General features: G+C 64.5%; 21 protein-coding genes. 15 read left to right on the top strand and 6 right to left on the bottom strand.

Going from position 1 to position 24,603, the window contains the following annotated elements:
- Positions 1-81 precede the first annotated feature (81 nt).
- Positions 82-378, top strand: a complete 297-nt coding sequence (locus MPN20_RS13260; protein ID WP_242782884.1) for an antibiotic biosynthesis monooxygenase — start codon at positions 82-84, stop codon at positions 376-378.
- Between the two features lie 3 nt (positions 379-381).
- Here the strand turns inward: MPN20_RS13260 and MPN20_RS13255 are convergent, their stop codons facing one another.
- Complete coding sequence (locus MPN20_RS13255; protein WP_242782883.1) at positions 382-1,113, bottom strand: TrkA family potassium uptake protein; 732 nt, start codon at positions 1,111-1,113, stop codon at positions 382-384.
- 59 nt (positions 1,114-1,172) lie between these two features.
- A complete protein-coding gene (locus MPN20_RS13250; protein WP_242782882.1) occupies positions 1,173-2,507 on the bottom strand; it encodes a potassium transporter TrkG in 1,335 nt (444 codons plus the stop codon).
- A gap of 175 nt (positions 2,508-2,682) precedes the next feature.
- Here MPN20_RS13250 and MPN20_RS13245 point away from each other — a divergent pair, with 175 nt between their 5' ends.
- Positions 2,683-4,137 (top strand): APC family permease, encoded by a 1,455-nt coding sequence (locus tag MPN20_RS13245; RefSeq protein WP_242782881.1) that lies wholly within the window; start codon positions 2,683-2,685, stop codon positions 4,135-4,137.
- 218 nt (positions 4,138-4,355) lie between these two features.
- Here MPN20_RS13245 and MPN20_RS13240 read toward each other — a convergent pair whose 3' ends face one another.
- A complete protein-coding gene (locus tag MPN20_RS13240) occupies positions 4,356-5,576 on the bottom strand; it encodes a glycine cleavage T C-terminal barrel domain-containing protein (protein ID WP_242782880.1) in 1,221 nt (406 codons plus the stop codon).
- Positions 5,577-5,816: 240 nt separating this feature from the next.
- Between MPN20_RS13240 and MPN20_RS13235 the strand changes: the two genes are divergently transcribed.
- A complete protein-coding gene (locus tag MPN20_RS13235; protein WP_242782879.1) occupies positions 5,817-6,683 on the top strand; it encodes a methylenetetrahydrofolate reductase in 867 nt (288 codons plus the stop codon).
- A 239-nt stretch (positions 6,684-6,922) separates the two neighbouring features.
- Complete coding sequence (locus MPN20_RS13230) at positions 6,923-8,509, top strand: glutamate synthase-related protein (protein WP_242782877.1); 1,587 nt, start codon at positions 6,923-6,925, stop codon at positions 8,507-8,509.
- A gap of 62 nt (positions 8,510-8,571) precedes the next feature.
- Here MPN20_RS13230 and MPN20_RS13225 read toward each other — a convergent pair whose 3' ends face one another.
- Positions 8,572-9,321: an IclR family transcriptional regulator gene (locus tag MPN20_RS13225; RefSeq protein WP_242782875.1), complete on the bottom strand. Its 750-nt coding sequence runs from the start codon at positions 9,319-9,321 to the stop codon at positions 8,572-8,574.
- Positions 9,322-9,442: 121 nt separating this feature from the next.
- Here MPN20_RS13225 and MPN20_RS13220 point away from each other — a divergent pair, with 121 nt between their 5' ends.
- The 6 genes from MPN20_RS13220 to MPN20_RS13195 all read left to right on the top strand — a co-directional run bounded on the left by MPN20_RS13220 (position 9,443) and on the right by MPN20_RS13195 (position 18,632).
- The gene (locus MPN20_RS13220) at positions 9,443-10,219 is read left to right on the top strand and encodes an IclR family transcriptional regulator (RefSeq protein ID WP_242782874.1); all 777 of its coding nucleotides are present in this window, start codon (positions 9,443-9,445) and stop codon (positions 10,217-10,219) included.
- Between the two features lie 242 nt (positions 10,220-10,461).
- Positions 10,462-12,975 carry an FAD-dependent oxidoreductase gene (locus MPN20_RS13215; RefSeq protein WP_242782873.1) on the top strand — a complete coding sequence of 838 codons (2,514 nt, stop codon included), beginning with the start codon at positions 10,462-10,464 and terminating at the stop codon, positions 12,973-12,975.
- A 3-nt stretch (positions 12,976-12,978) separates the two neighbouring features.
- Positions 12,979-13,800: an electron transfer flavoprotein subunit beta/FixA family protein gene (locus MPN20_RS13210; RefSeq protein ID WP_242782872.1), complete on the top strand. Its 822-nt coding sequence runs from the start codon at positions 12,979-12,981 to the stop codon at positions 13,798-13,800.
- Positions 13,797-14,855: an electron transfer flavoprotein subunit alpha/FixB family protein gene (locus MPN20_RS13205; RefSeq protein ID WP_242782871.1), complete on the top strand. Its 1,059-nt coding sequence runs from the start codon at positions 13,797-13,799 to the stop codon at positions 14,853-14,855. The genes MPN20_RS13210 and MPN20_RS13205 overlap by 4 nt, the downstream gene beginning before the upstream one ends.
- A gap of 137 nt (positions 14,856-14,992) precedes the next feature.
- Entirely contained in the window at positions 14,993-16,705 is a 1,713-nt protein-coding gene (locus tag MPN20_RS13200; RefSeq protein ID WP_242782870.1) for a HAMP domain-containing sensor histidine kinase, read from the top strand.
- Between the two features lie 10 nt (positions 16,706-16,715).
- A complete protein-coding gene (locus MPN20_RS13195) occupies positions 16,716-18,632 on the top strand; it encodes a glycosyltransferase (RefSeq protein WP_242782869.1) in 1,917 nt (638 codons plus the stop codon).
- 104 nt (positions 18,633-18,736) lie between these two features.
- On the opposite strand, the gene MPN20_RS13190 is transcribed toward MPN20_RS13195, so the two are convergent.
- A complete protein-coding gene (locus tag MPN20_RS13190) occupies positions 18,737-19,114 on the bottom strand; it encodes a response regulator transcription factor (RefSeq protein WP_242782867.1) in 378 nt (125 codons plus the stop codon).
- Positions 19,115-19,239: 125 nt separating this feature from the next.
- On the bottom strand, positions 19,240-20,382 hold the full coding sequence (locus MPN20_RS13185) for a CaiB/BaiF CoA-transferase family protein (protein WP_242782865.1): 1,143 nt from the start codon (positions 20,380-20,382) through the stop codon (positions 19,240-19,242).
- 179 nt (positions 20,383-20,561) lie between these two features.
- Between MPN20_RS13185 and MPN20_RS13180 the strand changes: the two genes are divergently transcribed.
- The 5 genes from MPN20_RS13180 (at position 20,562) to MPN20_RS13160 (ending at position 24,531) form a co-directional block, all read left to right on the top strand.
- Entirely contained in the window at positions 20,562-20,963 is a 402-nt protein-coding gene (locus tag MPN20_RS13180; protein ID WP_242782863.1) for a thioesterase family protein, read from the top strand.
- Positions 20,964-21,174: 211 nt separating this feature from the next.
- Positions 21,175-21,747 (top strand): HAD domain-containing protein, encoded by a 573-nt coding sequence (locus tag MPN20_RS13175; RefSeq protein ID WP_242782861.1) that lies wholly within the window; start codon positions 21,175-21,177, stop codon positions 21,745-21,747.
- Positions 21,744-22,574, top strand: a complete 831-nt coding sequence (locus MPN20_RS13170; RefSeq protein WP_242782859.1) for an aspartate/glutamate racemase family protein — start codon at positions 21,744-21,746, stop codon at positions 22,572-22,574. The genes MPN20_RS13175 and MPN20_RS13170 overlap by 4 nt, the downstream gene beginning before the upstream one ends.
- Before the next feature lie 176 nt (positions 22,575-22,750).
- A complete protein-coding gene (locus MPN20_RS13165) occupies positions 22,751-23,776 on the top strand; it encodes a slipin family protein (RefSeq protein ID WP_242782857.1) in 1,026 nt (341 codons plus the stop codon).
- A gap of 161 nt (positions 23,777-23,937) precedes the next feature.
- Complete coding sequence (locus tag MPN20_RS13160) at positions 23,938-24,531, top strand: DUF308 domain-containing protein (protein WP_242782856.1); 594 nt, start codon at positions 23,938-23,940, stop codon at positions 24,529-24,531.
- Positions 24,532-24,603 lie beyond the last annotated feature (72 nt).

Here is a 24,603-nt window from a genome sequence, read left to right as displayed (position 1 = left end):
CATGTGGACACCTCAGTGGGGACTCAGAAACTGGTCGTAGTGTCGCTGGTGACCGCTGTTCCCACCGATAGAGGAGCCGACATGTCCGTCGTTGCCATCAACACTCTTACCGTTCCCGAACCCGCTCGCGCCGAACTCGAGAAACGCTTCGCAGCCCGCAAGCATTCTGTCGACGGTTCGCCTGGCTTCGAGGGTTTCCAGCTGCTGCGCCCCGTCTCCGGCGGCGACAAGTACTTCGTCTACACCCAGTGGGCCACCCGCGAGGACTTCGAGAACTGGCGCTCCGCGCGCACCCCGGCACATGAGACCGGCGGAGCCAAGCCCGTGTCGGAACAGGCCGACCTGCTCGAGTTCGAGGTCGTCGACCTCGGCGAGTGAGGCTTACCCCTCGACGTCCTTGTCGAGTTCGCTGAAGGCCTCGACGTTCTTCGGTGAGCCGGCTACGAGGATCTCGTTGTCGGTGTAGAGAGTCACATCGCGATCGGCGATGTCCCACGTGCCGCCCTCCTCACGTTTGAACGCGACGATCGTGACCCCATAGCGCTGTCGAACATTCGCCGAGGCCAACGGCTGATCGGCGATCCGCGTCGGCGGGGTGGTGCGTGCCAGCACGAAGTCCGCATCGATCGGCAGAAAGTCGGAGATGTGCCCCCGGATGAGGTGGGCAAGCCGGGCTCCCATATCGTTCTCCGGCCGCACCACGTTCGTGATACCCAGCTGATGGAGGATCTCCGCGTGGGGTTCGCTGATCGCTTTGGCCCAGATGTGCCGGTTGCCGATCTTGAGGATCTTCGACGCCGTGAGGATGCTCGCCTGCAGGTCGCTGCCGATCGCGATGACGACCCGGCTGACCTCGTCGATGCCCAGCTGACGCAGCACCACCTCGTCGGTGGCGTCAGCCCGGGACACATGGGCCAGCTGTCCGTCGAAGCTCTCCACCACCGCCTCGTCGATGTCGACCCCGATGACATCGACCCCATGCGCGCTGAGTTCGCGCGCGAGTGAACCGCCGAACCGGCCGAGGCCGATCACGGCAACACCGCCGTTCTTCGCCAGCGGCTTCGAGTCGCCGAAGAACGCCGCCGGACGGGCCAGCCAAGATCTGTCGCTCATCATCAGTTCCTTTCACCAGTCATCTGATCCCCACAGGCCCGATTGGTCCTGCTTCACGATCAGCCGATCAACGGTCGTTCGACCGGAAGTTCGAATCGCAGGGGGCGAGCACGCAATGCCAGCGCCGAGGCGGCTGTGACAGGACCCAGCCGACCGACGATCATCATGACGATGAGCACGACCTGGCTGAGGCCCGGCAACTCGGTCGTGATCCCCGTCGTCAGGCCCACCGTGCCGAAGGCCGAGACGACTTCGAACAGGATCCGGTCGAAGTCGAGGTCCGGGGCGTCGATCATGATGAGCATCGTGGCGAGGACGATCAGCATGAGGGCGAGGACGATGACAGTCGTCGCCTGACGGTGCACCGACCGGGCGACGCGTTTGCCGAAGAGGTTGACCGCACGTCCGCCCGAGATTTCCGTCCACGTCATCGCCGCCAGCACCATGATCGTCGTAATCTTCACACCGCCGGCCGTACCCGCCGGGCCGCCGCCGATGAACATGAGGATGTCCATCCCGAACCAGGTGACCGGGCGCAGCGCCGACATGTCAACCGAGTTGAAGCCGGCAGTGCGCGTGGTCGTCGACTGGAAGGCTGCGGCCTGAATCTGACCCCAGACGTCGAGCCTGCCCAGAGTCCCGGGGTTGTTCCACTCCAGCGCCGCAACGAAGACGGTTCCGGCCACCAGCAGGATGGGCGTCATGACGAGGACCGTCCGCGTCGTCATGCTCCACGTCCGCGGAACCGCATAGCTGCGGAAGAGTTCAAGCAGCACGGGGTATCCCAGACCACCGACGATGAGCGCCAGTCCGATGGGCCCGCAGATGAACGGATCAGCAACATACGACACGAGGCTGTCGGACCTGAGCCCGAAGCCCGCATTGTTGAACGCCGAGACGGCGTGGAAGATCCCGTCCCAGGCCGCAGCGCCGACGGGTTCGTCATAGTGGAGGAGGAACCGGAGGAACAGCGCCGAGGCGACCGCGAGTTCCGCGATCAGGGTCAGTCGGATGACCCGCAAGACCATCGGTCGAATCCCGCCGATGCCTGCACTCTTCGCCTCCGAGGCCACGGACTGCCGCAGCTTGAGTCCGGCACGTCCGGCCACAGCCAGGGCGAAGAGAGTGGTCAGGAGGATGACGCCGAGCCCGCCTGCCTGGATGAGCAGGAGGATGACGACCTGGCCGAAGAACGTGAAGTCGCCGCCGGTGTCGAGCACCGCCAAACCGGTCACGCTCAAGGACGAGGTCGCGGTGAAGAGAGCAGAGAGTAAGGAGATTCCACCGTCAGCTACGGTGGCGGCCGGAGTCATCAACAGCCCGGTGCCGATCACGAGGGCCGTGAGATAGCCGATCACCACACGGGCGATGGCATTGCGATGTGTGCTGTGCACAGCGTGAAATCTAGCACCGTCCGGACCCTGCGGCGGCAATCACGACAAATTCCCAGGTCACCTCGGCCCCATACGGCCTTGTTGTTCATATTGATCTTTTACGAAGATTACTGACCGGAAACTCTCAGAATCCTGCTACTGTGCAACAGAACTACCACACGACGAGAGGCCCACCATGAGCCAGTCCCAAGCAGGAACCACCGACCGCGACCACGGGTTTGTGAAAGCGCTCGGATCAGTCGATGCGCTGTTCATCGGCTTCGGCGCGATGATCGGATTCGGGTGGGTCGTCCTCACCGGTGATTGGCTCAGCGGCGCCGGCACGATGGGAGCGATCCTCGCCTTCGTCGTCGGCGGCATCATCATGTGCTTTGTCGGCACGGTGTACTCCGAACTCGTCGCGGCGATGCCGCACGCCGGTGGTGAGCACAACTACCTCATCCGGGCGATGGGCCCCCAGGTCTCACTGTTCGGCTCGTGGGCGATCACCGGCGGCTACATCAGCGTCGTGATGTTCGAGGCGGTCGCAGTTCCGAAGACGGCTCTCTACCTGTTCCCGAACCTCGAGCACATCAAACTGTGGACCATCGCGGACTTCGACGTGTACCTGACCTGGGCGCTCGTCGGCACGATCACCGCGATCATCATCTCCTGGATCAACATCCGCGGAGTCAAGATCGCCTCTCTTGTGCAGACGTTCGTGGTCTCGTTCCTCATCATCGTCGCCCTCCTGCTCCTGGCCGGCGGTCTGGTCGGCGGCGAAGCAGCCAACGCTGAGCCGCTCTTCACCGGCGGCGGCTCAGGCTTCATCGCAGTCGTCGCGGTCGTGCCCTTCCTGTTCGTCGGCTTCGACGTCATCCCCCAGTCCGCCGAGGAGATCAACCTTCCTCCGGCCAAGATCGGCAAACTCGTCGTCGCCTCGGTCTTCATGGCCATCGCGTTCTACGTCATCATCATCTGGATGACATCACTGGCGATGCCCGCCTCGGAGCTCGCGACCCACGACCTCGTCACCGCAGACGCACTGACCGCCATGTTCGACTCCGCCGTCTGGGGCAAGCTCGTCATCGCTGGTGGTCTGGCCGGAATCATCACTTCCTGGAACGCCTTCCTCATGGGATCCTCACGCCTGATGTGGGCCATGGCCGTCGCTGGCATGATCCCTGCGTGGTTCGGCAAACTGCACCCGCGCTACCGCACCCCGGTCAACTCGATCATCTTCATCGGCATCCTCTCCGCCCTGGCCCCGTTCCTCGGTTCGGCTGCTCTCGGCTGGATCGTCGATGCCGGATCACCAGCCATCGTCATCGCCTACTTCCTCGTCAGCATCGGCTTCCTGGTCCTGCGCAAGCGCGAACCGGCGATGGACCGTCCGCTGCGCATCGGCGGCAAGGGCAACGGCGGCTTCGTCATCGGTGTCATCTCGGCCGTCCTCACCCTCGCCCTCTTCGTCCTCTACCTGCCGATCACTCCGGTCTCGGCCCAGCTGGCCTGGCAGTCGTGGGCGATGTTCGCCCTCTGGTTGGCGGTCGGCGTGTTCTTCATGTTCCGCCTCCCCCGTGGCGTCAAGGCCGGGCCGAACGCAGAGGACGAACTGCTCGCGAAGGTCAAGGCACGCTTCAAGCGCTGAGCGCCTCAGAGGCGGGAACCCGGCGCTGACGATACGTCTCAGCACCGGCCTACCGACGCACCAGCCCTGCCCGCGCACAGGCTTTGCCGACGCACAGGCCCAGGGCTCCAGACATGACAGTGCGGCCACCGGAGAAGTCTCCGGTGGCCGCACTGTCGTCTGCGGGAGGATGGTGTCAGCGACGCACGTGCCCGACGAAGGCACGCAGCCGCAGCGAGTCAGACTGCGGCGTCGAGGCCACGGCCCTTGAGCAGCTCACGCTGGTTGGGATTGACGCTCGGTCGGAACGGCATCTCCACCACCTCGGCGCGAACAGGCTCTCCCTCGGTGTCGGCGAAGGGCTCGGGCAGGTGCACCCAGTACTCGGTGCCCAGCGCCGTCGCTTCGACGGGAACATGGGCCATGGCGATGTTGGCCTCGAGCTCCGGCGAATACCACGGTGACGTCACGTACCCGACTGCCTCGCCGTCTGCGCTCGCGCTGACCAACCAGAAGTCCGGAGCATAGTCCGTGATCGGCTTGCCTCCGATCAGCAGACCCACGAGCTGAGTCTTGAACGGCGGTGCACCGGCCTCGATCTGTGCGCGCACCTCCTCGAGCCGAGCCTTTCCGACGTAGTCGGCCTCCTTCTTGCGCGGCACCTGATAGCTCAGGTTGACCTGGAAGGGGTAGGTCTCGAAGTCCATGTCCTGACCCCAGGACAGAATGCCGGCGGCGATCCTGCGATGGTGGCTGGGTGCGACGACCTTGAGGTTGTAGGGCACTCCGGCTTCGAGCACGGCGTTCCACATGTCCTCGGCGTACTTCGTCGAGTCCTTGAGGTAGATCTCGTACCCCTTCTCCCCGGTGAAGCCGGTCTGCGAGATGATCACGTCATGACCACCCACCTGCGCTTCGAGGAGTCCATAGCTGGGCAGTTCGCGACCTTCTTCGCCGACGAGATCGGCGATGACGTCGACGGACTTCGGTCCCTGGATCTGGACCGGCGAGACGTCGATCTCGGCGATCGTGACATCGAACCCCTTGCCCACGTTGACGCCCTGCAGCCACAGCATGAGATCGGTGTCCGAGAGACTGAACCAGAACTCGTCGATCGCCACGCGCAGCAGGATCGGGTCATTGAGGATGCCACCGGCTTCATTGCACAGGATGACGTAGCGGGCGCGCATGACGGGGATCTTGGTCGCGTCACGGGTGATGACATAGTTCACGAACGCCTCGGCGTCGGGACCTTTGACCTGAATCTGACGTTCGACGGCCACGTTCCACAAGGTCACGTCCGTGACCAGCGGCCGGTACTCGGCCATCATTCCGCCATCTTCGCGGGACACGTATCCACGAGGGTGGTACATGCGGTTGTAGATCGATGCACGCCAGCATCCTGCCTGCATGGACAGCTCCCAGTACGGTGACTTCCGCACTCGGGTGTCGATGAGCATTTCGACTGGCGTCGGGCCTGATTGCCGTAGGTTGATCGGGACCTTTCGGTCACTCTGATCAACCGACGGGACGTTGTTGTCCATGGTGTTCCCCCTGCGTGAGAGTTCTATATTATGGAACCTCATTCCCATAATATGGGTATACTGAGTGTAGGATCGAAAGCACAGTGGAAGCAAGGGCTTCGGCTCAGATTCATTGCTCACCGGGAACATTCCGGGGAGGCTCTCAAGGGAGACGACATGTCACAGACAGCATTGCGTGCGCTGCTGGCCGACGCGCGATACGAGATCCTCCCCACCGCAGGCATCGTCGACCGCGTCCACGAGTACGTCGCCCCCGGCCGCGTCATCACTGTGACCGCGTCGACCGGACTGACGCTCGAGGCAACCCTGTCGACCGCGGAACAGCTGCAGGCGCTGGGCTTCAACGCCGTGCCTCATATCGCTGCGCGCATGGTCCACGGCAGAACCGAACTCCAGGAGATCGTCGACCGCATCACCGCCGCCGGCATCGACAGGATCTTCGTACCCGCGGGCGATGCGACACCGCCGGCCGGAGGCTACGCGGGCGCGTTCGACCTCATCACCGACCTCGCGAGCATGGCCGCACCGATCAAGCACCTCGGCGTCAGCGCCTATCCGGAGACCCATCCGCTCATCGCCGACGACATCACCGTCCAGGCCATGTGGGACAAGCGCGACTACGCCACCCACCTGGTGTCGAATCTGTGCTTCGATCCCGGGATCATCGCCGCCTGGCTGGCGCGTGTGCGTGCCCGCGGCATCGAGTTGCCCCTCATCCTCGGCATCGCCGGCAAGGTCGAACTCGCCAAACTCGCGCGGATCGCAACGAAGATCGGCGTCGGAGAGTCCACGCGCTTCCTGCGCAAGAACACCTCGACCTTCACGCGGATGGCCCGACCCGGCGGATACAATCCGCGCAAGTTCCTCGACAGGCTCGCTCCCGTCTTCGACGATCCGACGATGGGCGTGGCCGGGCTGCACATCTACACGTTCAACCAGATCAAGGACACCGAAAGCTGGCGCCGCAAGCAGCTCACCCAGCTCGGCAACATCGACGGCGCGACGGTACCCGCCGACAGCTGAGCTTGCCGACTCCGGATTCCTCCGAGACCTGAGCCCGCCGAGGTGGTCCGAGACTCAACTCGGCACCGTCGTTTCGCACGACAGCAGATCGCAACCACCGCCTCGGTGATTGAGGCCTATCATGGCAACAGAGAGATGCTGCCCGACGCCGCCCTTCTGCACTGATCGCCGACGGCGCCCGTCGCGGAGATCGCGACCCGCAATGCGGGGCTCCACCTTTCCTGTGGGAGGAGTTCGCAATGGGACGTTTTCTGGCAATCACCTCGGTGCTGGCCGCCGTGGTGGCATTGGGCTGGGTCGCAACCGTCGGGCCGTGGGCATGGTGGGTCGTCGGTGCGCTGATCGCCGCCCTCGTCATTCTGGCGATCTATGACCTCGTCCAGACCAAGCACGCGATCCTGCGCAACTACCCGGTCGCCGGCCACCTGAGATTCCTGCTCGAGTCCCTGCGGCCCGAGCTCCAGCAGTACTTCATCGAACGCAACTGGGACGGCAAGCCCTTCGACCGCGACACCCGTTCGATCGTCTACGAACGTTCGAAGGGCATCCACGGAGAGAAGGCCTTCGGCACCGAGCGCGACGTCAACGCCGCCGGCTACGAATACCTCGCCCATTCCACGGCACCGGTCCCCCAGCCTGCGCAGCCACCCCGCGTCATGGTGGGTGGACCGGACTGTTCCCAGCCCTACAGTATGGCGCTGCTCAACGTCTCGGCCATGAGCTTCGGTGCCCTGTCACCGAACGCGGTGCGTGCGCTCAATCGCGGAGCCGAGATGGGCGGATTCGCCCACGACACCGGCGAGGGCGGCATCTCCCCGTACCATCTCGAAAACGGTGGTGATCTGATCTGGGAGGTCGGTTCCGGATACTTCGGCACGCGCACGAGCGACGGCCGGTTCGACCCCAAGCTGTTCGCCGACCAGAGCACGAACGACCAGGTCAAGTGCGTCTCGCTGAAGCTGAGTCAGGGAGCCAAGCCGGGCATCGGCGGTGTTCTGCCGGCGGCGAAGGTCAACGCGGAGATCGCTCACGCTCGTGGAGTCCCCCAAGGCGAGAAATGCGTGAGCCCCGCCGCCCACACGGCATTCAGCACACCGATCGAGCTCATCGAATTCATCGCCCGGATGCGCGACCTCTCGGGCGGGAAGCCTGCCGGGTTCAAGCTCTGCGTCGGCTCGCGGGTCGACGTGCTGGCCATCTGCAAGGCCATCAAGGACGTCGGGACGCCACCGGACTTCATCATCGTCGACGGCTCCGAAGGTGGTACAGGTGCGGCCCCGCTCGAGTTCGAGGACCATATGGGCACGCCTCTGACCGACGGCCTGCTCACGGTCCACAACGCACTGGTCGGCACCGGGCTGCGGGATCGGATCCGGATCGGCGCGAGCGGGAAGGTGGCCGCGGGCAACGACATCGTCAAGCGTCTCGCCCAGGGCGCCGACTACACGAATTCCGCACGGGCGATGATGATGGCCATCGGCTGCATCCAAGCACAGGTCTGCCACACCGGCCTGTGCCCGGTCGGAGTCACCACTCAGGATCCCAGGCGCCAACGGGCCCTGCACGTCGGCGACAAGAGCGAACGAGTGCGCAACTACCAGGAGGCAACAGTTGCCCAGGCCGTCGAGATCATGGCGGCGATGGGCGTGAGCGATCCCCGCGAACTGCGCCCGGAGATGCTCCAGCGCAACGTCGGGCCCGCCGACCATCGCTCCTATGCCGAACTCTACGAATGGCTGGAGCCCGGAGAGCTGCTGTCACAGCCGCCTGAAGCATGGTCGAAGGACTGGGCTCTCGCCGAATCATCGACGTTCCATCGCCGATGATTCGGCTGACAGAGAAGGCTTGATCGCATCAGCCCCCACCCCGCCGAGGCGGCCGATCGTCTCTACCGGTGGGTGACCTTGCGTTTGAGGCTGCGAGAGAGCAGGCCCGCCTCGTCCGCGAGGAGGCGGCCCATGTCCTCGTGATGGTCGGCGATGCGCATGGTCGGGCCTGAGATCCCGACAGCCGCGACCACCCGGTCGTCGACGCCGAAGACGGGAGCAGCGAGGGCGTCGAGGCCCACTTCGAATTCCTCGTGCACGATTGCGTACCCACGCTCGCGCACCTCGGCGAGGTTGTCCAGAAGGTCCTTCCGCGACCCCAGTGTGTGAGGGGTCCGGCGCTCGAGGCGGCCGGACGGAACCGGAATGACGTCGAAGGCGTACATGATCTTGCCCAGCGCGGAGCAGTGGGGCGGGACCTCGACGTCGACCCAGTTCGTGGCACCGAGGACGAAGGTCGAATCGACCTGTGCGACCTGGACGACGCCGGTCGCGCTCGGGACGGCGAGGTTGACGGTCTCTCCTGTCTCCTCACTCAGCCGCTGCAGCGTGGGATCGGCCGCGGCGACGAGGGTTTCGACCCGGTCGAATCGGGAAGCATAGGTCGCGAACAGGGAACCTCCGCGGTAGAGCCCGTCACCGTCGCGTTCGACCAGGCCGTTGCGTTCGAGTGCGGAGAGCAGCCGCGAGACCGTCGACCGGGCCAGCGCCGTCGCTTCGACCACCTCGGTGAACGAGATCGGATCGCCCGCCTTCACCACCAGCGACAATATCTCCGCCGCGCGGTCGATCGACTGGGTCCCATTGGTCATAGTGCTCAACTCCGTCGGGGAAAGATGCGCCGCCATACACTGGGCACACCGGCGGCATTCACCCTACATCACACGCTGTCCCGCTCTATTGCTGTTGTGTCATCTGAGCTACAGTTTCGAAATGAGCAACAGTGAGACGAGTTCGGGTTCCGTGCAGTCGGTCGATCGGGCGGTCACGATCCTCGAGATCATCGCCCGCGTCGGCCTCGTCGGGGCCACCGACATCGCCGCCGAGCTGGGCGTGCACAAGTCCACTGCGTCGCGCATCGTCGCGACGCTCGAGGCCCGAGGCCTCGTCGAGCAGGACCACCACCGGGGAAAATACCGCCTGGGCCTGGGCATCCTCCGCCTCGCGGGGGCCACGACGGCACGATTGGACATCGTTCAGGAGGCCCGTCCGATCGCCAAGCTCCTGGCCGAACAGACCGGCGAGACCGTCAACATCGCCGTCCTCTCCGACGGAGCGGCGCTCTACCTCGACCAGGTGTCCGGCACCGCGTCGGTCCAGAGCCACAACTGGGTCGGCCAGCGCATCCCGCTGCACGCGACGTCGAACGGCAAGGTGCTGCTCTCGGGACTCAGCGAGGCAGGCATCCGCACGGCGCTAGGTTCCAAACTCCCGACCTACACCCCGCACACCGTGACCTCACTGCCTCGCCTCCTCACCGAGATCGCCGAGGTGGCCGAGCAAGGCAGCTCGGTCGTCTCCGATGAACTCGAGGTCGGGCTCACTGCGGTCTCTGCTCCCATCCGCAACGCCCACGGCGACATCATCGCTTCGATCTCGGCCTCCGGGCCGGGCTTCCGCTTCACCGACGCCCTGGTCGAATCAGCGAGGAAACTGCTGGTCAAGGCCGCAGCCGACATCTCGGCCCGCCTCGGGTGGCGCGAAGCCTGACCCACCCCTGACTCGACGACCAGCCCACCCCTGCCTCGACGATCAGTCCACCCCTGACTCGACGACCTGCCCACCCTGGGCGAGAACCCCGCCACGAGCACTGAAGTCGCGGTCGAAAAACCCTTGACACACCTCGGCGGGCGGGGGACGATCGAAGCATTAAGTTTCACATAGCGCACCAGGTTGCATAATGTGCAACAGGTGCCGTTGGAGGCGAAGGTGCCTCAGAGAGGAGCCAGTCCATGGCTTCCATCCCCACCCACGCCAGCGTCGTCGTCGTCGGAGCAGGCATCGTCGGCAACAGCCTCGTCCATCATCTGGCCAAACTCGGCTGGACCGACATCGTTCAGGTCGACAAAGGGCCGCTGCCCAATCCGGGCGGCTCGACCGGCCACGCCTCGAACTTCATCTTTCCCGTCGATCACTCACGCGAGATCACGGACCTCACCGCCGACAGTGTGCGCCAGTACAAGGAGCTCGGCGTCTTCACCGAATCCGGCGGATTCGAGGTCGCCCGCACACCGGAGCGGATGCAGGAGCTGCGCCGACGGATGGCCTCGGCCAGGGCGTGGGGCATCGAATCACACCTGGTCACTCCCGAGGAAGTCGTCGAGAAGGTACCCTTCCTCGACCCTGAAGTCATCGTCGGAGCCTTCTGGTCCCCCGGTGTCGGCGTCGTCGACTCCGTGGGTGCCGGCACGATGATGCGCGAAGGCGCTCAGGAGTCCGGTGCACTCACGGTCTCCGCGAACACCGAGGTCACCGGCATCGACGTCGAAGACGGTCAGGTCGTACGAGTCCATACGAATAAGGGCACGATCGAGACCGATAAAATCCTCGTCGCCTGCGGCGTGTGGAGTCCGCGCATCGCAGCCATGGCCGGTGCCGCGATCCCACTGACCCCGGCCGTGCACCAGATGATCAGCGTCGGTCCGGTCCCTCAGCTGGCAGAACGTCCAGGTGAGATCTCGTTCCCGATCGTGCGCGACATGGACACGTATTGCTATGAACGCCAGCACGGGTCGGACATGGAGATCGGCTCCTACGCCCACCGCGCGATCCTCCACGAACCGGATGAGATCCCCTCGATCGAAGCTGCCAAGCTCTCCCCCACGGAGATGCCCTTCACCGACGATGACTTCGACCCGCAGCTCGAACAGGCGCTCGAGCTCATGCCCGACGTCCTGTCCAATCCCGATGTCGAGATCCGCTATGCGATCAACGGCCTCCTCTCCCTGACCCCCGACGGTGCACCGATCCTCGGCGAATCACCCCAGGTCAAAGGCCTCTGGTCGGCGGCAGCGGTATGGGTCAAGGAAGGCCCGGGCGTCGGTCGGGCCGTGGCCGAATGGATGACACACGGCTGTCCGGAGATCGACGTCCAAAACGCCGACATCGCCCGCTTCCACCCTCATCAGCGCACTCGAGAGCACGTCCGCGCCCGCACCTCTGAGGCCTTCATCAAGACCTACGGCATCGTCCATCCGGGCGAACAGTGGACTTCGGACCGCAACGTCCGCCTCTCCCCTATGCACTCGAGGCAGAAAGAACTCGGTGCCGAATTCTTCGAGGTCGCCGGCTGGGAACGCCCGCAGTGGTACAGCTCGAATGCGAAGCTCGTCGAAGAGTTCGGCGAGCGCGTCATGGACCGGAGCGCCGAATGGGACTCGCGCTGGTGGTCACCGATCATCAACGCCGAGCATCTCGCAATGCGTGAGCGTGCTGGCCTCGTCGACCTTTCGAGCTTCGTCATCTTCGACGTGTTCGGACCCGCGGCCCTCGACGCCGTCCAGTCGATCGTGCTCGCCCAGATGGATGTGACGATCGGCCGGGTCGTCTACACGCCGGTCCTCGACGAGACGGGCGGGTTCCGCTCGGACCTGACGATCATGCGACTGGCTCACGACCGATTCCGCGTCGTCACGGGTGCCGCCCATGGCATGGTCGACGTCAAATGGTTCGCCGATCGCTTGCCGGAGACCGGCGCGCAGATCGCCGACCTCACATCGTCGTTCACGACGATCGGACTCTGGGGTCCACGCGCTCGCGACATCCTCTCCCAGGTCACGACCGCAGACATCTCGCACGAAGGGTTCAAGTTCGGCACGGCCCGCACCATCGAGATCGGCTCCCTGACCGTCCTGGCCTCTCGCATCTCCTACGTGGGCGATCTGGGCTGGGAGCTCTACATCCCGATGGAATCCGGGCTACGGCTCTGGGACATGCTCACCGAGGCCGGTCAAAGCCACGGTCTCGTCCCCGTCGGACTCGGCGTCTACGGCACGACCGGACGGATCGAGAAAGGCTACCGTGCCTTCGGTGCCGAACTCGACTCCGAACGCACCGTCATCGAAGTCGGCATGGCCCGGCCGAAGGTGAAGTCACAGAACTTCGTCGGCCGCGATGCCCATCTGCGCCACCGTGAGGAGGACCCGAAGGCCGTACTGTGCTCCCTGACCGTGGACGATCTGACGAGTTCGACCGGCGAGAAGCGCTACATGCTCGGCGGGGAACCCATCGTCTCGGCAAACGGGGATCCGCTGGTCGACGGGCACGGGCACAACCCCTATGTCACCTCGGCGGGGTCGGCCCCGAGCCTCGGAAAGCACATCCTCATGGCCTTCCTCCCACCCGCCGAGGCGGTCCTGGGCAACCAGCTCCAGGTCGTCTACATGGAGGAGTTCTACCCCGTGACCGTGGCCTCGGTCGACGCCACACCGCTCTTCGACCCGACCAACGAATGCATCAGGAGGTAGACCGTGGACATCCTCGTCTGCATCAAACGCGTCCCTGACATCTCGGGCCGGATCACGCTCGACGATTCCGCCACAGACATCGACGACCGCAGCCTCGGCCACACGATGTCGGCCCATGAGGAATGCGCGGTGGAGCTGGCCATCCAGACCGCCGCGGACACCAGCGGCTCGGTCACGGTGCTGACACTAGGCCCCGCCGAGGCGGTCGAACAGCTCCGTGCGGCCGTGGCCGTGGGAGCCAAGGATGGGATCCTCATCGAAACCGATGATCTGAGCGCCTTCGGGCCCGAAGACATCGCCTCGATCATCGGCGACATCGTCCGCGACCGTGCTGAGCAAGGGCAAACATTCGACCTCGTGCTGCTGGGCAACGATGCGGCCGACACCGGTGACTTCCAGGTCGGCATCCGTCTGGCCTACGACCTCGACTATCCGGTGCTGACCGGGATCTCGACGCTGCATGCGGTCGAGGGCGCGGGGGCTGGCGACGCGGGTGCTGGCGGTCCAGGCTCTGGCGGTCCAGGCGTCGAAGCGCGCGGGATCGGGCCTTCGGGCACAGAGATCTTCTCGCTCGAACTGCCGGCTGTCATCGCAGTCCAGGAGGGCGGCGTCGACCCGCGCTACCCCTCGATAACCGGCCGAATGAAGGCGAAGAAGGCCCGCATCACCGAGTACGACGCACCCGAGCCGGGAACCGGCAATCCGCGCATCGGCCTCGAACTGCCACCTGAGACGACGAGTTCGGTCACCATCCTCGGCGAGGGCCCCGACGCGGCCCCCGCTCTGGTCGACATCCTGGAAGAGATCGGAGTGATCAGGTCATGACTCTCGTATTCGTCGAAACTGATGAGGGCGGACAGGTGCAGCTCACCTCCGCCGAGGCGGTCACCTTCGCCCGCACGAACGCCGACGTGCTCGCCGGGCTGGTCGGCTCGCCGCCTGAGCAACCTCCCGGACGCTCAGCAACCTCAGGACAGGTTGCTCAGCGTCCGCAAGGTAGCTCAGATGAAGGGGTCACGGTGGAAGCTGCCGTGATTGGTCAGCTCACCGATGCTGCCACCGAGCAGCTGGCCCGTCTCGGAGTGGAGACCATTCATCACCTCGAACACCCCGAGCTCGAGGCATATTCAGCCGCAGCCTGGGCGCAGGCACTTGTCGACATTGCCCCGGAGACTGGGACTGTGATGGCGTCGGGCACTCCGCGCGGGATGGAGCTGATGGCCCATGTGGCCGTGCGGACCGGCCAGCGGATGGCGGCCAATGTCATCGCCGCCGACGCTGACGGACTGCTGCGCCAGGTGCTGGGCGGTTCGGCCTTCGAGCGCCTGGCGCTGGGCGGTGACCTGCAGGTTCTCACGATCGCCGGCCATGCCTGCTCCCCGGAGGACACCACAGCGACGACCCCCGAGGTGATTGAATACGAACTCGAGATCGCGGTCGAGGATCTGCGCACGGCGGTGGTGCGCACCGAGGTCGAGACCACCGATGCTGCTGACGCGTCCGGGTTGACCCAGGCGCGCGCGGTCGTCGGTGCCGGTCGCGGTGTGGGTTCGGAGAACGGATTCGGCGAGGTCCTCGAACTCGTCAACCACCTCGGCGGGGCTTTGGGGGTTTCGCGAGTGGTCACGGGTCTAGGTTGGCGACCGCATTCCGAGCAGGTCGGCCAGACCGGCAGCCGGATCAGCCCGGACGTCTACATCGCATGTGGAATCTCCGGCGCGATCCAGCACATGGCCGGCATCGAGGGCGCGAAGACGCTCATCGCGATCAACACCGATGAGGAGTCGACGATGGTCCAGCGCGCCGACTACGCGATCATCGGCGACCTCCACGAGGTCGTCGGCGCGGTCAACGAAGAGATCAGAACCCGACACGGCTGAAGACCGCGGCTGATGCCTACGCAAGGCCAGCCACTGCTGGGAGGAAACCCGGATAGGATGTGAATCGGGCCACCCGATGATGATTGGTCAGTGAAGTTCAGGAAGGCAGCAGTCGTGTTCCCCACCGCAGACCAGCCATGACCAGGTTAGGCCGCTTCATTCGTCAGGCGTTCATCGCCGGTGAGGTCCGAGCCTTCTCGATCATCCATCAAACGACCTTCGCCGTACTGCTCGGCGCCGTGTCCATCTCGTTGGGCCTGCTGCGGCCAGAATCCGTGCACGTCATCTGGCTGCTGTCGGGGCTCTTCGTTCTGGTTCTGGCCACCGTGGGCGCATTCGTCACCAACCGGTTCACACGGACCGCGCTTCCCGACTTCATCATCCCACTCCTCGACTTCGCGGCACTGGGAATGTGCCGCTACGCCACCTACCCGGACGGGGGCGCGCTCTCCGTGCTCTCCCTCATCCCGGCGGTGTGGCTGGTCATCACCCTCAGGCGCAGAGGAGTCATCATCGCCACCGCGGCGGTGCTGGTCACCGTCACCCCGGTCAACCTCTTCGGAGGCACAGATACCACCATCGATACAGCTCGTGTGCTGCTGGCTGCCCTCCTTCCCGTCGCGGTTGCGATGACCGCGGGCATGGTCGCCGGCTTCGATATGCGAGTGCGGGCCAGCAACCAGCGTCTTCGAACTGCGCTTCTGGCACAGGAGAAGCTCACCTCCGATGTCAGACGCTCCTCCAGTCTGTTGAGAACCACCGGCGAGAGCGTCAACGTCGGACTCCTCATCCTCGACGGGCATGGCGCTTCGATCTTCGAGAACTCGGCGTTCCGCGCGCATCTGGAGCATGCCACCCCTGCCGATGCTGACCTCGCCGACGACAGCAGTTGGACGGTGTTCGCTGCCGATGCCGCCACCGAGGTGGCCCCTGAGCAACGCCCATTGGTCAGGGCCCGTCGTGGTGAGGTGTTCAAAGACGAGCTGATCTGGGTCGGGTCTCCCGGTGTCGGCCAGCGTGCCTTGAGCGTGAGCACTACTTCCCTGCTCGGCGACGCCTACTTGGCACCCCACATGATCGTGGTCACCTATGATGTCACCGCAACCCAGCACCTCATCCGCGCACGCGAGGAGATCCTGGCGTCGGTCTCACACGAGCTGCGAACCCCTCTGACATCGATCATGGGGTATACCGAATTGGCCATTGACGAACTCGATGAGAGCGTGCCGACATCCGCCTCGGCGAATCCGGACCTCGGCGTCGTGAGTTCGTCGATCGGCGGCCATCTCGAGGTGATCCGGAGGAACTCCGAGCAGCTCTACGCCCTGGTCGAGGACATCCTCCTCGAGCAGCAGGCGGAATCACAGCGGCTGGACCTCGATTCTTCCCCAGTCGACCTGAGCTCACTTATCGAAGAGGTCGTGCGTTCGCTGCAGCCGGCAGCGGCCGATCACGGTGTGCGCCTGAGCATCGACGGCCTGACCCGCTCGAGAGTGATGACAGACCCGAAGCGCATCACTCAGGTGCTCACCAATCTGGTCTTCAACGGAATCAAGTATTCGGGAGCCGGCCACCGTGTGAGCGTCGAATCGAGAACAGACGACACGGGTGTCGGCTTCGATGTGAAGGACGATGGTCCGGGTATGCCCGGCAGCGAGGTGGATCGGCTGTTCACCCCATTCTTCCGCGGAGCCGCGGCACGCGAGTCGACGACACGTGGGGTGGGCCTGGGGCTGTCGGTGACGAAGAGCATCGTCGACGCTCACAACGGCACGATTTCGGTGTCGTCGACCCCGGGACGCGGCAGCACGTTCAGCGTCCGCCTTCCGGCCCGACCAGCAGGAGAGTGACAGGGAAACAGTGGCTGAGAACAGAACGCACGAGCCTGAACCGAATCCGAACGGTTCGCAAGGCAGCGGATCGACCAGCGCGAAAGCGCGACGTTCCGGTGTCAGGATCAGTCCGATCGCGGTGGCCGCATCGTTGATCTACGGCGTGCTCGCGGCCTACATCTTCTGCTTCTCAGGCTCGTTCGGGCAGATAGGCCGGTACTGGTGGTATGACATCGCGCTCATCACCATCACCGTCACTGCTTCACTCTCTCTGGCCTATGTCAGTCTTCTCCTCATCTCCCATGCCAGGAGGCGAGACGTCGAACCCGGCGATCCCTCGGCGTTCTCCTGGCACTTCCTCATTCCCTGCCGTGACGAGGAGAGCGTCATCGCCGAGACCGTCTCCTCCGCCCGCACCTCGTTCCCGCAGGCTCATATCTGGGTCATAGACGATGCCAGCGAGGACTCGACGGCTCTCATCGTTCGAGACGTCATGGATGTCGATGCTCGAACTCATCTCATCTCCCGAGTCCTGCCCGAGGCACGCACAGGCAAGGGCAAAGCTCTCAATGCCGCGTACCGGATCGTCTCCGAGTACGTAGGCCCTCAGACGACAGAGCGCGAACGCGCAGTCATCGGGGTCCTCGATGCCGATGGATTCCTCTCCGAGAATGCGCTCGACGTACTTTCGGGGCCATCCGGGTTCGGCGACGAGACCTTGGGTGCCGCCCAGCTCGAAGTGTGGATGAAGAACCGCAGCGACCGACGCCCCCGGCCGGGGCGAGGTCGATTCATCAACGCCGTGGGCAGGTTTCTCGTGCGGATGCAGGACATTGAGTTCCGCACGTCGAACTCGGCGATGCAGCAGCTGCGCGTCGCCACCGGCACCGTCGGCATGGGTGGGAACGGCCAGTTCACTCGTTTGAGCGTGTTGGACACCTTGGATGAAGCACACGGCGAACCGCGGGGAAACAAGCTCAGCGAAGACTACGAGCTGGGTCTGAATATCCTCAGCACAGGCGCCCGCAACGGCTACCTCCCTCAGGCCCACGTGTCCCAAGAGGCGCTGCCGCATTTCCGCCGCCTCCTCACTCAGCGAACCCGGTGGGCGCAGGGCGTCATGGAATGCGCGTCGATTCTGCCTACTCTGCGCAGAAGCCGCGCACTCGGCCCGTCGGGCTTCGCAGAGATCCACTACTTCATGAGTCAACCATGGTTGATGATGCTCAACCTCGTGCTCATCCCGACTCTCATCTGGGTCGCGGTGTCAGAAGGCAGCTTCGGCTTCCTCGACGACGTCTCGACGTGGCTCACGCTCCTCGCGGGTCTTGTCTTCGTCGTCCTCCCCTACGCATTGTGGGGTCCGCTGTATCGTCGTTGGAGTTCCGAACCGATCGGCCGCGTGAGTGCCCTCCTGCTGGGCCTCGGCTACCTGGTCTACGTCTACTTCACGTACTTCTACTATCCGCGGGCGATCGCGCGAATGGCCACCGGCCGCAATTCCTGGGCGAAGACGAAGCGGAACGCCGATGGTGTCCTCTCGACGTCGACCTTCACCCCAGCTGCCCTGCAGCTGCTGCCCCTGCTCGATCAGCAGAGTCTGGCGGATCTGGCCGAGGAGCTCGAGGGCAGGGACGAATACGCGGCGGAGATCGTGTCGCGCTTCTCCCTCATCTGGCCGCGCCGTCTGGCAACTCTGCAGCGGACGGTGGCCGCGGAGGATTCTGTGGAGATCGGCGATGCGATCGCCAGCATCCGCGTATCGGCGACGATGGTCGGAGCGAAGCGACTCCAGGTCGCGGCCGAGGACTTCACGACAATGGTCGAAACCGGGGAGCTCGAGGCGGCACGCTCGGCACTGCCCCGCTTGGCGAGAGTCGGCGACGATACGGTCACCGAGATCCGCGGCCGTTTCCTCGACCTGCCGACGCGAGGTCAGCACTGACGGACAGCCGTGCACACGGTGTGCAGCTGCGCGCGCGGCGTTCAGCCGGGCACTCGGCTTTCGGTCGCACGATTCTCGAGTCCCGCTGGCCCCGATTGACGTGCTCAGTCTTCGAAGGTGCGGGCCTCGTCGAGTTCTCTGACCCATTGCCTGAGTTCGCGGGGTCTGAATGGCTTGGTCAGGAACGCATCCGCGCCAGCCGCCAGACTGGCGTCACGATCCTTCTGACTCGATCGAGCGCTGATGACGGCAATCGTGGCCGATGTCTGCGGCCGAATCTGTTCGACCACATCGAGGCCGCTCATATCGGGCAGACCGAGGTCGACGGTGATGAGCGAAAGTGATGCAGCAGGCAGCCGATCCACACCGAGCGCTCCGGTAGCGACCGATTCGACGCTGAACCCGCTCTGTTCGAGCACCACTTCCAGCAGACGGCGAATATCATCATCGTCTTCGATCACCAGGGCGTTCTTCGGCGACATTCTCCACCTCTACATGTGCAGTCCGGTCCGATGCTCAGCCTACGCCTTCGATCACTCACCGCGGACTCAGACTGCTTCAGGCCCCTATCGGCGCCCCTCGCAACCTCCGCTTCTGCTCACATATGTCACGCACCCAATTCGGCGATCACCTCATCGGTGTCCGCTCCGATGGCCGGCGCCCGCCGAGGTGGTCCACCGGGTTCCCCGCCACCCGACGTCGGCGCAGTGGCCGGGTCTCGGGGCCTGCTGAACCTCGGTGCCGGGACCGGCTGGTCCTCTCCGGCGGAGTCGGTGTAGAAGAGTCCGCGGTGCAAGTTGTGGGGATCGGTTTTCGCCTCGGCCATGGTGCGGACCGGCTCGACGCAGGCGTCGTGACCGGTGAAGAGCTCTTCGAGTTCGGCCAAGGTGCGCGCGGCCAGCGCCTCGGCGAAGACTGGTCGCATGATGGGCCAGTGCTTCGGCTGCCAATGGTCGATCTGTTCCAGCGGTTCGGGCAGCTGGTCCTCGATGCCGAGGGTGCGCACGAACTCGGCGAAGAAGGCCGGTTCGATGCAGGCCACGGACACGTACCTGTCATCGGCGGTGGGGTAAACGTCGTAGAACGGTGCGCCGGAGTCCAGGAGGTTGTGCCCGCGGGCGTCGTGGCGCCACATTCCCATTTCGGAGAAGCCGTGCATCATCGAATACAGAAGGTTCGCGCCGTCGATCATGGCGGTGTCGACAACGGTGCCGATGCCGGTCGCTCGTGCACTGGTGAGCGCACCGAGGACACCGACGACCAGCAGCATTCCCCCACCGCCGAAGTCGCCGATGAGGTTGACCGGGAACTGCGGCGGACCATCGGCCCGGCCGAGCTGATTGAGCAGGCCGGTCGAAGCGATGTAGCCGAGGTCGTGTCCGGCCTTCTGCGCTTTCGGACCGTCCTGGCCGTAACCGGTGATGCGGCCGTAGACGAGCGCCGGGTTGAGTGCGTGCAGGTCATCGGGTCCAAGCCCCAAGCGCTCCGCGGCACCGGGACGGAATCCCTCGACGACGATGTCTGACTTCGCCGCGAGCCCACGGGCGAGCGCGATCCCCGACTCGGATTTGAAATCAGCGGTGACCGACCGCTTGCCCCGGTCGAGGACGGGATTCATCGGCTGGCCAGCGGCGGCAGGCGGGTCGAGGCGAACCACCTCGGCGCCCATATCTGCCAACATCATTGTGGCGAAGGGGCCGGGGCCGATCCCGCCGAGGTCAAGTACGCGCACACCGTTGAGCACTGCCATGATTTCCTTTCGTCGATCATTCCTGTTTCACTATAGAACGATCGATCAGTTCTACAAGGGAACCAGGGCCGACCTGACCATAAGTAGGATCCCGGTGTTCAGGGCCGCCCGACCCTCCTGGTAGCGTCCCATAGTTGGAGATGGAGAGTCTCCAGAGCAGTTGAGTCGAAAGGTTGTCCGTGAAGACATTCGAGTATTCCCCAGAGGTGCGCTGGTCCGATCAGGACATGCTCGGCCACGTGAACAACGCGCGCATGATCTCGCTCATCGAGGAATGCCGCGTGCGCTGGCTCCACGAGGCCAAGGCCGGCAGGATCACCGGCGGCGGAATGCTCGTCGCGAACCAGTCGATCGACTATCTACTGCCCGTCATGTACGGCCCCGAGCTCAAGATGACTGTGACGGTCAAACGGATCGGCACCTCCTCATTTACCGTCCACACTCGCGGTGAGCAGAGCGGCAACAAGGTGTTCAACTCCGACGTCATCCTCGTCCACATCGACCGAGAGACCGGCAGGCCCTCCCCGATCGCCGAGGACATCCGCGGCGTCCTCGAGCAGTACCTCGCCGAGGCTGACTGAGGCTCACAGCATCTGCGACTGACCGGCAGCTGCCGGGAGATGCGCGTCTCGTCGTCCACGAAGGCTCGGCCTTCCTCAGTTTCGAGCGGTAAACTCATCGTTGATCGACCCCTCACGGGCAGTTCGTCCTGCTCCCGGATAAGCGGGCCGCTCACGCATGTTCTCGACTGTCGCACCCGGCAGCCGCGCTCGGTACTCGGAGGAAGGAACAATGGCAGCCGCATCCCCATCGCCGGTCTCAGCACGCCGGCAAGCACGGCATGTCACTGTCTTCCTCGACGTCGACGGCGTCCTCAACTCGTACCCTGTGCCCAAGCTGCGCATCGTCGCCGAAGGGCGCAAGAAGCTCCAGGCCTGGGACTACGAACTGCACTACAAGCCTGCCGTGGTCGAGTTCTTCGACCGCCTCGTCGAGACCCATGACGTCGACGTGGTGTGGCTTTCGACCTGGTCAGATCGGTGCAAAACCGAGTTGGAGCCGAAGTTCGGTCTGCGTAACTCGTTCGAGGTCATCGAGATGCCCGACGAGACCCACAACCGCTACGCCAACGACCCGCACCTGTGGTGGAAGGCGCGTGCAATGGAGGACTGGCTCGACTCCCACGAGCACGGTCGCGCCATCTGGATCGACGACGATCTGGCAGCACCGGCCACCCGTGATTACTTCCTCGATCGCTACTCGTCGAACAGGCTCAAGCTCATCGCTCCCGAGTTCGCCAAGGGGCTGACGAAGACGCATCTGAAGGAAATCAAGGAATTCGCCTACCCGAAAGAGGTCTCATGACGCGTATCGGTCTGCTCGATTCCGGCCTCGGGCTCCTCGGCACCGCAGATGCGCTGTTCCATCTGGCTCCGCACGCCGATCTCGTTCTCGCCATGGATCCGGACTTCACCCCGTACGGGAGCCTGAGCCCGGAGGCGCTTGAGGCCAGGGCCCTGAACTCGGCAGCGGTGCTCGCCGAGTGGGAGCCCGATGCGATCGTCATCGCCTGCAACACCGCTTCCGTCCAAGCCCTCGAGGCCGTGCGTGCTCGCTACGAGCCCGACATCCCGGTCATCGGCACAGTCCCGGCCGTGAAGATGGCGGCCGGGACCGGGCAGGACTTCGCGATCTGGGCGACCCCGGCCACGACGGGCAGTGCGTATCAGCAGAACCTCATCGACACGTTCGCCGGCGACCTGACCGTATCCAAGGTCGCGTGCCCCGGCCTCGCCGAGGCGATCAACGTCGCTGACATCGCCACGATCGATGCCGCGATCGACGCGGCCCTGGATCAGATGGATCCCGGCATGGAGACCGTCGTGCTCGGCTGCACCCACTACGGCCTTGTCGCCGACCGCATTATGGCGGCCCGGGCCGGAGCGATCACCCTCTTCGACTCCCCCATCCCCGTTGCGAAGCAGACCCTGCGCAGGATCGGAGTCGATGCCCACGGAGTCGGGCCCAACCAGCCGGACACCGGCGAGGTCATCGCCACCTATGCCTCCGGTCGGCTCGTACGGCTGCCGCAATCGCTGGCGTCTTACCCTGCCGGGAAGCGTCTGCTCGCGCGGGAGAAGGTCGCAGTGCCGTCTGCTTCGGACACGTCCGGGTCTCGGGCCAACGGTTAAGTCACCGCTGGCGACACCTCTGGGCTGCCAGCTCTGGCCCTGCCGCCAAGGCTGGCTGTGCCGCGGTTTCTGAGCCGATGCCGACAACCGTATCGAGATTGTCGCCGAGGCGGGTCCTTTTTGCCCACTCAGGCGTAACGTTGAAAGGACAGTCAATCGTCGAAGGAGGCGATTCGATGTTCTTTCTATACGTCGTATTCGGCCTGGTCGCGCTCGGCATCATCACGCTCGGCAACAGTTTGAAGATCATCAAACAGTACGAACGTGGAGTCGTCTTCCGCCTGGGTCGAGTCACAAGTGATCCGAAGCACCCAGGGATGACGGCCATCGTGCCGTTCGTGGACAAGCTGCAGAAGGTCAATCTGCAGATCGTCACCATGCCGATTCCCGCTCAGGACGGCATCACCCGCGACAATGTGACTGTCCGCGTCGATGCGGTCATCTATTTCAAGGTCGTGGATCCACGCAAGGCAGTCATCGATGTCGAGAACTATCAGCTCGCCGTCAGCCAAGTGGCACAGACGTCGCTGCGTTCGATCATCGGTCAGAGCGAACTCGACGATCTGCTCACCAACAGGGAGCGGCTCAACCAGGGCCTAGCCATCATGATCGACAGCCCCGCAGTCGACTGGGGTGTGCACATCGATCGGGTCGAGATCAAAGACGTCGCACTGCCCGAGTCGATGAAGCGCTCTATGTCACGCCAGGCTGAAGCCGAACGTGAGCGCCGTTCACGCGTGATCATCGCCGACGGTGAGTTCCAGGCTTCTACGAAGTTGGCGCAGGCCGCCGCAACGATGGCAGACACACCCGCAGCTTTGCAGCTGCGCCTGCTCCAGACGATCGTCGAAGTCTCCGCCGAGAAGAATTCGACGCTTGTTCTGCCCTTCCCGGTCGAACTTCTGCGGTTCCTCGAGGGGAACACTCCGAAGGCGGCCGACGCTTCGGTCGAGAACGTCCCCGCGGGGACGTCGATCAACGGCACCACCACCTCGGCGGCGGAAGCGTTGAGCGCCACATTCGGCGGACAGGACAGTGACCACTCGCTGGGCGATTTCAGCGGAATGGTCAGGGCCCTGTCGGATTCGATGAGGTTGACGGAGACGATGAATCTGCCCGCATCGATCAAGCTCCCGGGCACCGAGAAAGCCCCGGTGGCCCTGAAACACGGAGCTCCGAACGACGAGAAGGCACCTGCCTGATCGCCGGTGCTGAGCCGCCGGTCTGGCGAGCGCTGGTCTGGCCCTCGCCGGTCTGGCCCTCGCCGGTCTGGCGCCCGATGGTCTGGCCCTCGCCGGTCTGGCGAGCGCCGGCACTTCCCTGTGCTCAGCGAGCATCCATTCCGAGTGACTAGGCTTGACCCATGGACCTGAAACGCACCAGCAGAGTAGTCATCACCAACGGCGTCATCGCCTGTCTCGTGGGTCTGCTCATGGTGGTCTGGCCCGGCGCCACCGCCGAGGTGGTCGTGCGGATCTTCGCCGGCTGGCTGGCCGTTATCGCCGTTGCATCCTTGGTCTTCGCCCCGAAGGGCGGTCGTAGCGGGAGCATGGTCGCCAGGTCGGTGCTGCTGGTCCTCCTGGCCGCGCTCATCTTCTTCTCCCCCATGTTCTTCGCCGCCTTCGTCACGATCCTGACCGGGTTCGCGATCATCTTCTTCGGGTTCCTCGGCGTGATGGTCTCACTCTTCATGCGTCGTATGGGCGCGAGCGCCTGGTGGCTGCTCACAGTCATCGGGGTGTTGGGAATCATCCTCGGAGGTTTCTTCCTCTTCGCGCCCGAGGCAGGGGTGACCACGCTCATCTTCACCCTCGCGATATTCATCTTCGTCGTCGGCATCGCGCTGGTCGCGCTCGGCCGTCGCCTGCATAAGACTGCCGATGCCATTCGCCACGACCCGCGCCGGAACCCACCCGACGATGGCGGCGACGTCATCAGCGGCGAGATCATCGAGTAGTCGCCCGACCACCTCGGCGGGTTCAGCACACAGACATTCTCATCGAGCGGACCACTTGGCCTCGAGCGGACC

The sequence above is a fragment of the Brevibacterium sp. ZH18 genome, from assembly GCF_022748595.1.
Taxonomy (GTDB): domain Bacteria; phylum Actinomycetota; class Actinomycetes; order Actinomycetales; family Brevibacteriaceae; genus Brevibacterium.
Note: the sequence above shows the minus strand (reverse complement) of the source record. Positions and strands in the feature narration are given on the sequence as shown.

Excerpts from the sequence above, each read along its gene's own strand:
- MPN20_RS13260 (WP_242782884.1), top strand. The coding sequence starts at position 82 with ATGTCCGTCGTTGCCATCAACACTCTTACCGTTCCCGAACCCGCTCGC.
- MPN20_RS13255 (WP_242782883.1), bottom strand. The coding sequence starts at position 1,113 with ATGAGCGACAGATCTTGGCTGGCCCGTCCGGCGGCGTTCTTCGGCGAC.
- MPN20_RS13245 (WP_242782881.1), top strand. The coding sequence starts at position 2,683 with ATGAGCCAGTCCCAAGCAGGAACCACCGACCGCGACCACGGGTTTGTG.
- MPN20_RS13240 (WP_242782880.1), bottom strand. The coding sequence starts at position 5,576 with ATGCTCATCGACACCCGAGTGCGGAAGTCACCGTACTGGGAGCTGTCC.
- MPN20_RS13235 (WP_242782879.1), top strand. The coding sequence starts at position 5,817 with ATGTCACAGACAGCATTGCGTGCGCTGCTGGCCGACGCGCGATACGAG.
- MPN20_RS13230 (WP_242782877.1), top strand. The coding sequence starts at position 6,923 with ATGGGACGTTTTCTGGCAATCACCTCGGTGCTGGCCGCCGTGGTGGCA.
- MPN20_RS13225 (WP_242782875.1), bottom strand. The coding sequence starts at position 9,321 with ATGACCAATGGGACCCAGTCGATCGACCGCGCGGCGGAGATATTGTCG.
- MPN20_RS13220 (WP_242782874.1), top strand. The coding sequence starts at position 9,443 with ATGAGCAACAGTGAGACGAGTTCGGGTTCCGTGCAGTCGGTCGATCGG.
- MPN20_RS13215 (WP_242782873.1), top strand. The coding sequence starts at position 10,462 with ATGGCTTCCATCCCCACCCACGCCAGCGTCGTCGTCGTCGGAGCAGGC.
- MPN20_RS13205 (WP_242782871.1), top strand. The coding sequence starts at position 13,797 with ATGACTCTCGTATTCGTCGAAACTGATGAGGGCGGACAGGTGCAGCTC.
- MPN20_RS13200 (WP_242782870.1), top strand. The coding sequence starts at position 14,993 with ATGACCAGGTTAGGCCGCTTCATTCGTCAGGCGTTCATCGCCGGTGAG.
- MPN20_RS13190 (WP_242782867.1), bottom strand. The coding sequence starts at position 19,114 with ATGTCGCCGAAGAACGCCCTGGTGATCGAAGACGATGATGATATTCGC.
- MPN20_RS13185 (WP_242782865.1), bottom strand. The coding sequence starts at position 20,382 with ATGGCAGTGCTCAACGGTGTGCGCGTACTTGACCTCGGCGGGATCGGC.
- MPN20_RS13175 (WP_242782861.1), top strand. The coding sequence starts at position 21,175 with ATGGCAGCCGCATCCCCATCGCCGGTCTCAGCACGCCGGCAAGCACGG.
- MPN20_RS13170 (WP_242782859.1), top strand. The coding sequence starts at position 21,744 with ATGACGCGTATCGGTCTGCTCGATTCCGGCCTCGGGCTCCTCGGCACC.
- MPN20_RS13165 (WP_242782857.1), top strand. The coding sequence starts at position 22,751 with ATGTTCTTTCTATACGTCGTATTCGGCCTGGTCGCGCTCGGCATCATC.
- MPN20_RS13160 (WP_242782856.1), top strand. The coding sequence starts at position 23,938 with ATGGACCTGAAACGCACCAGCAGAGTAGTCATCACCAACGGCGTCATC.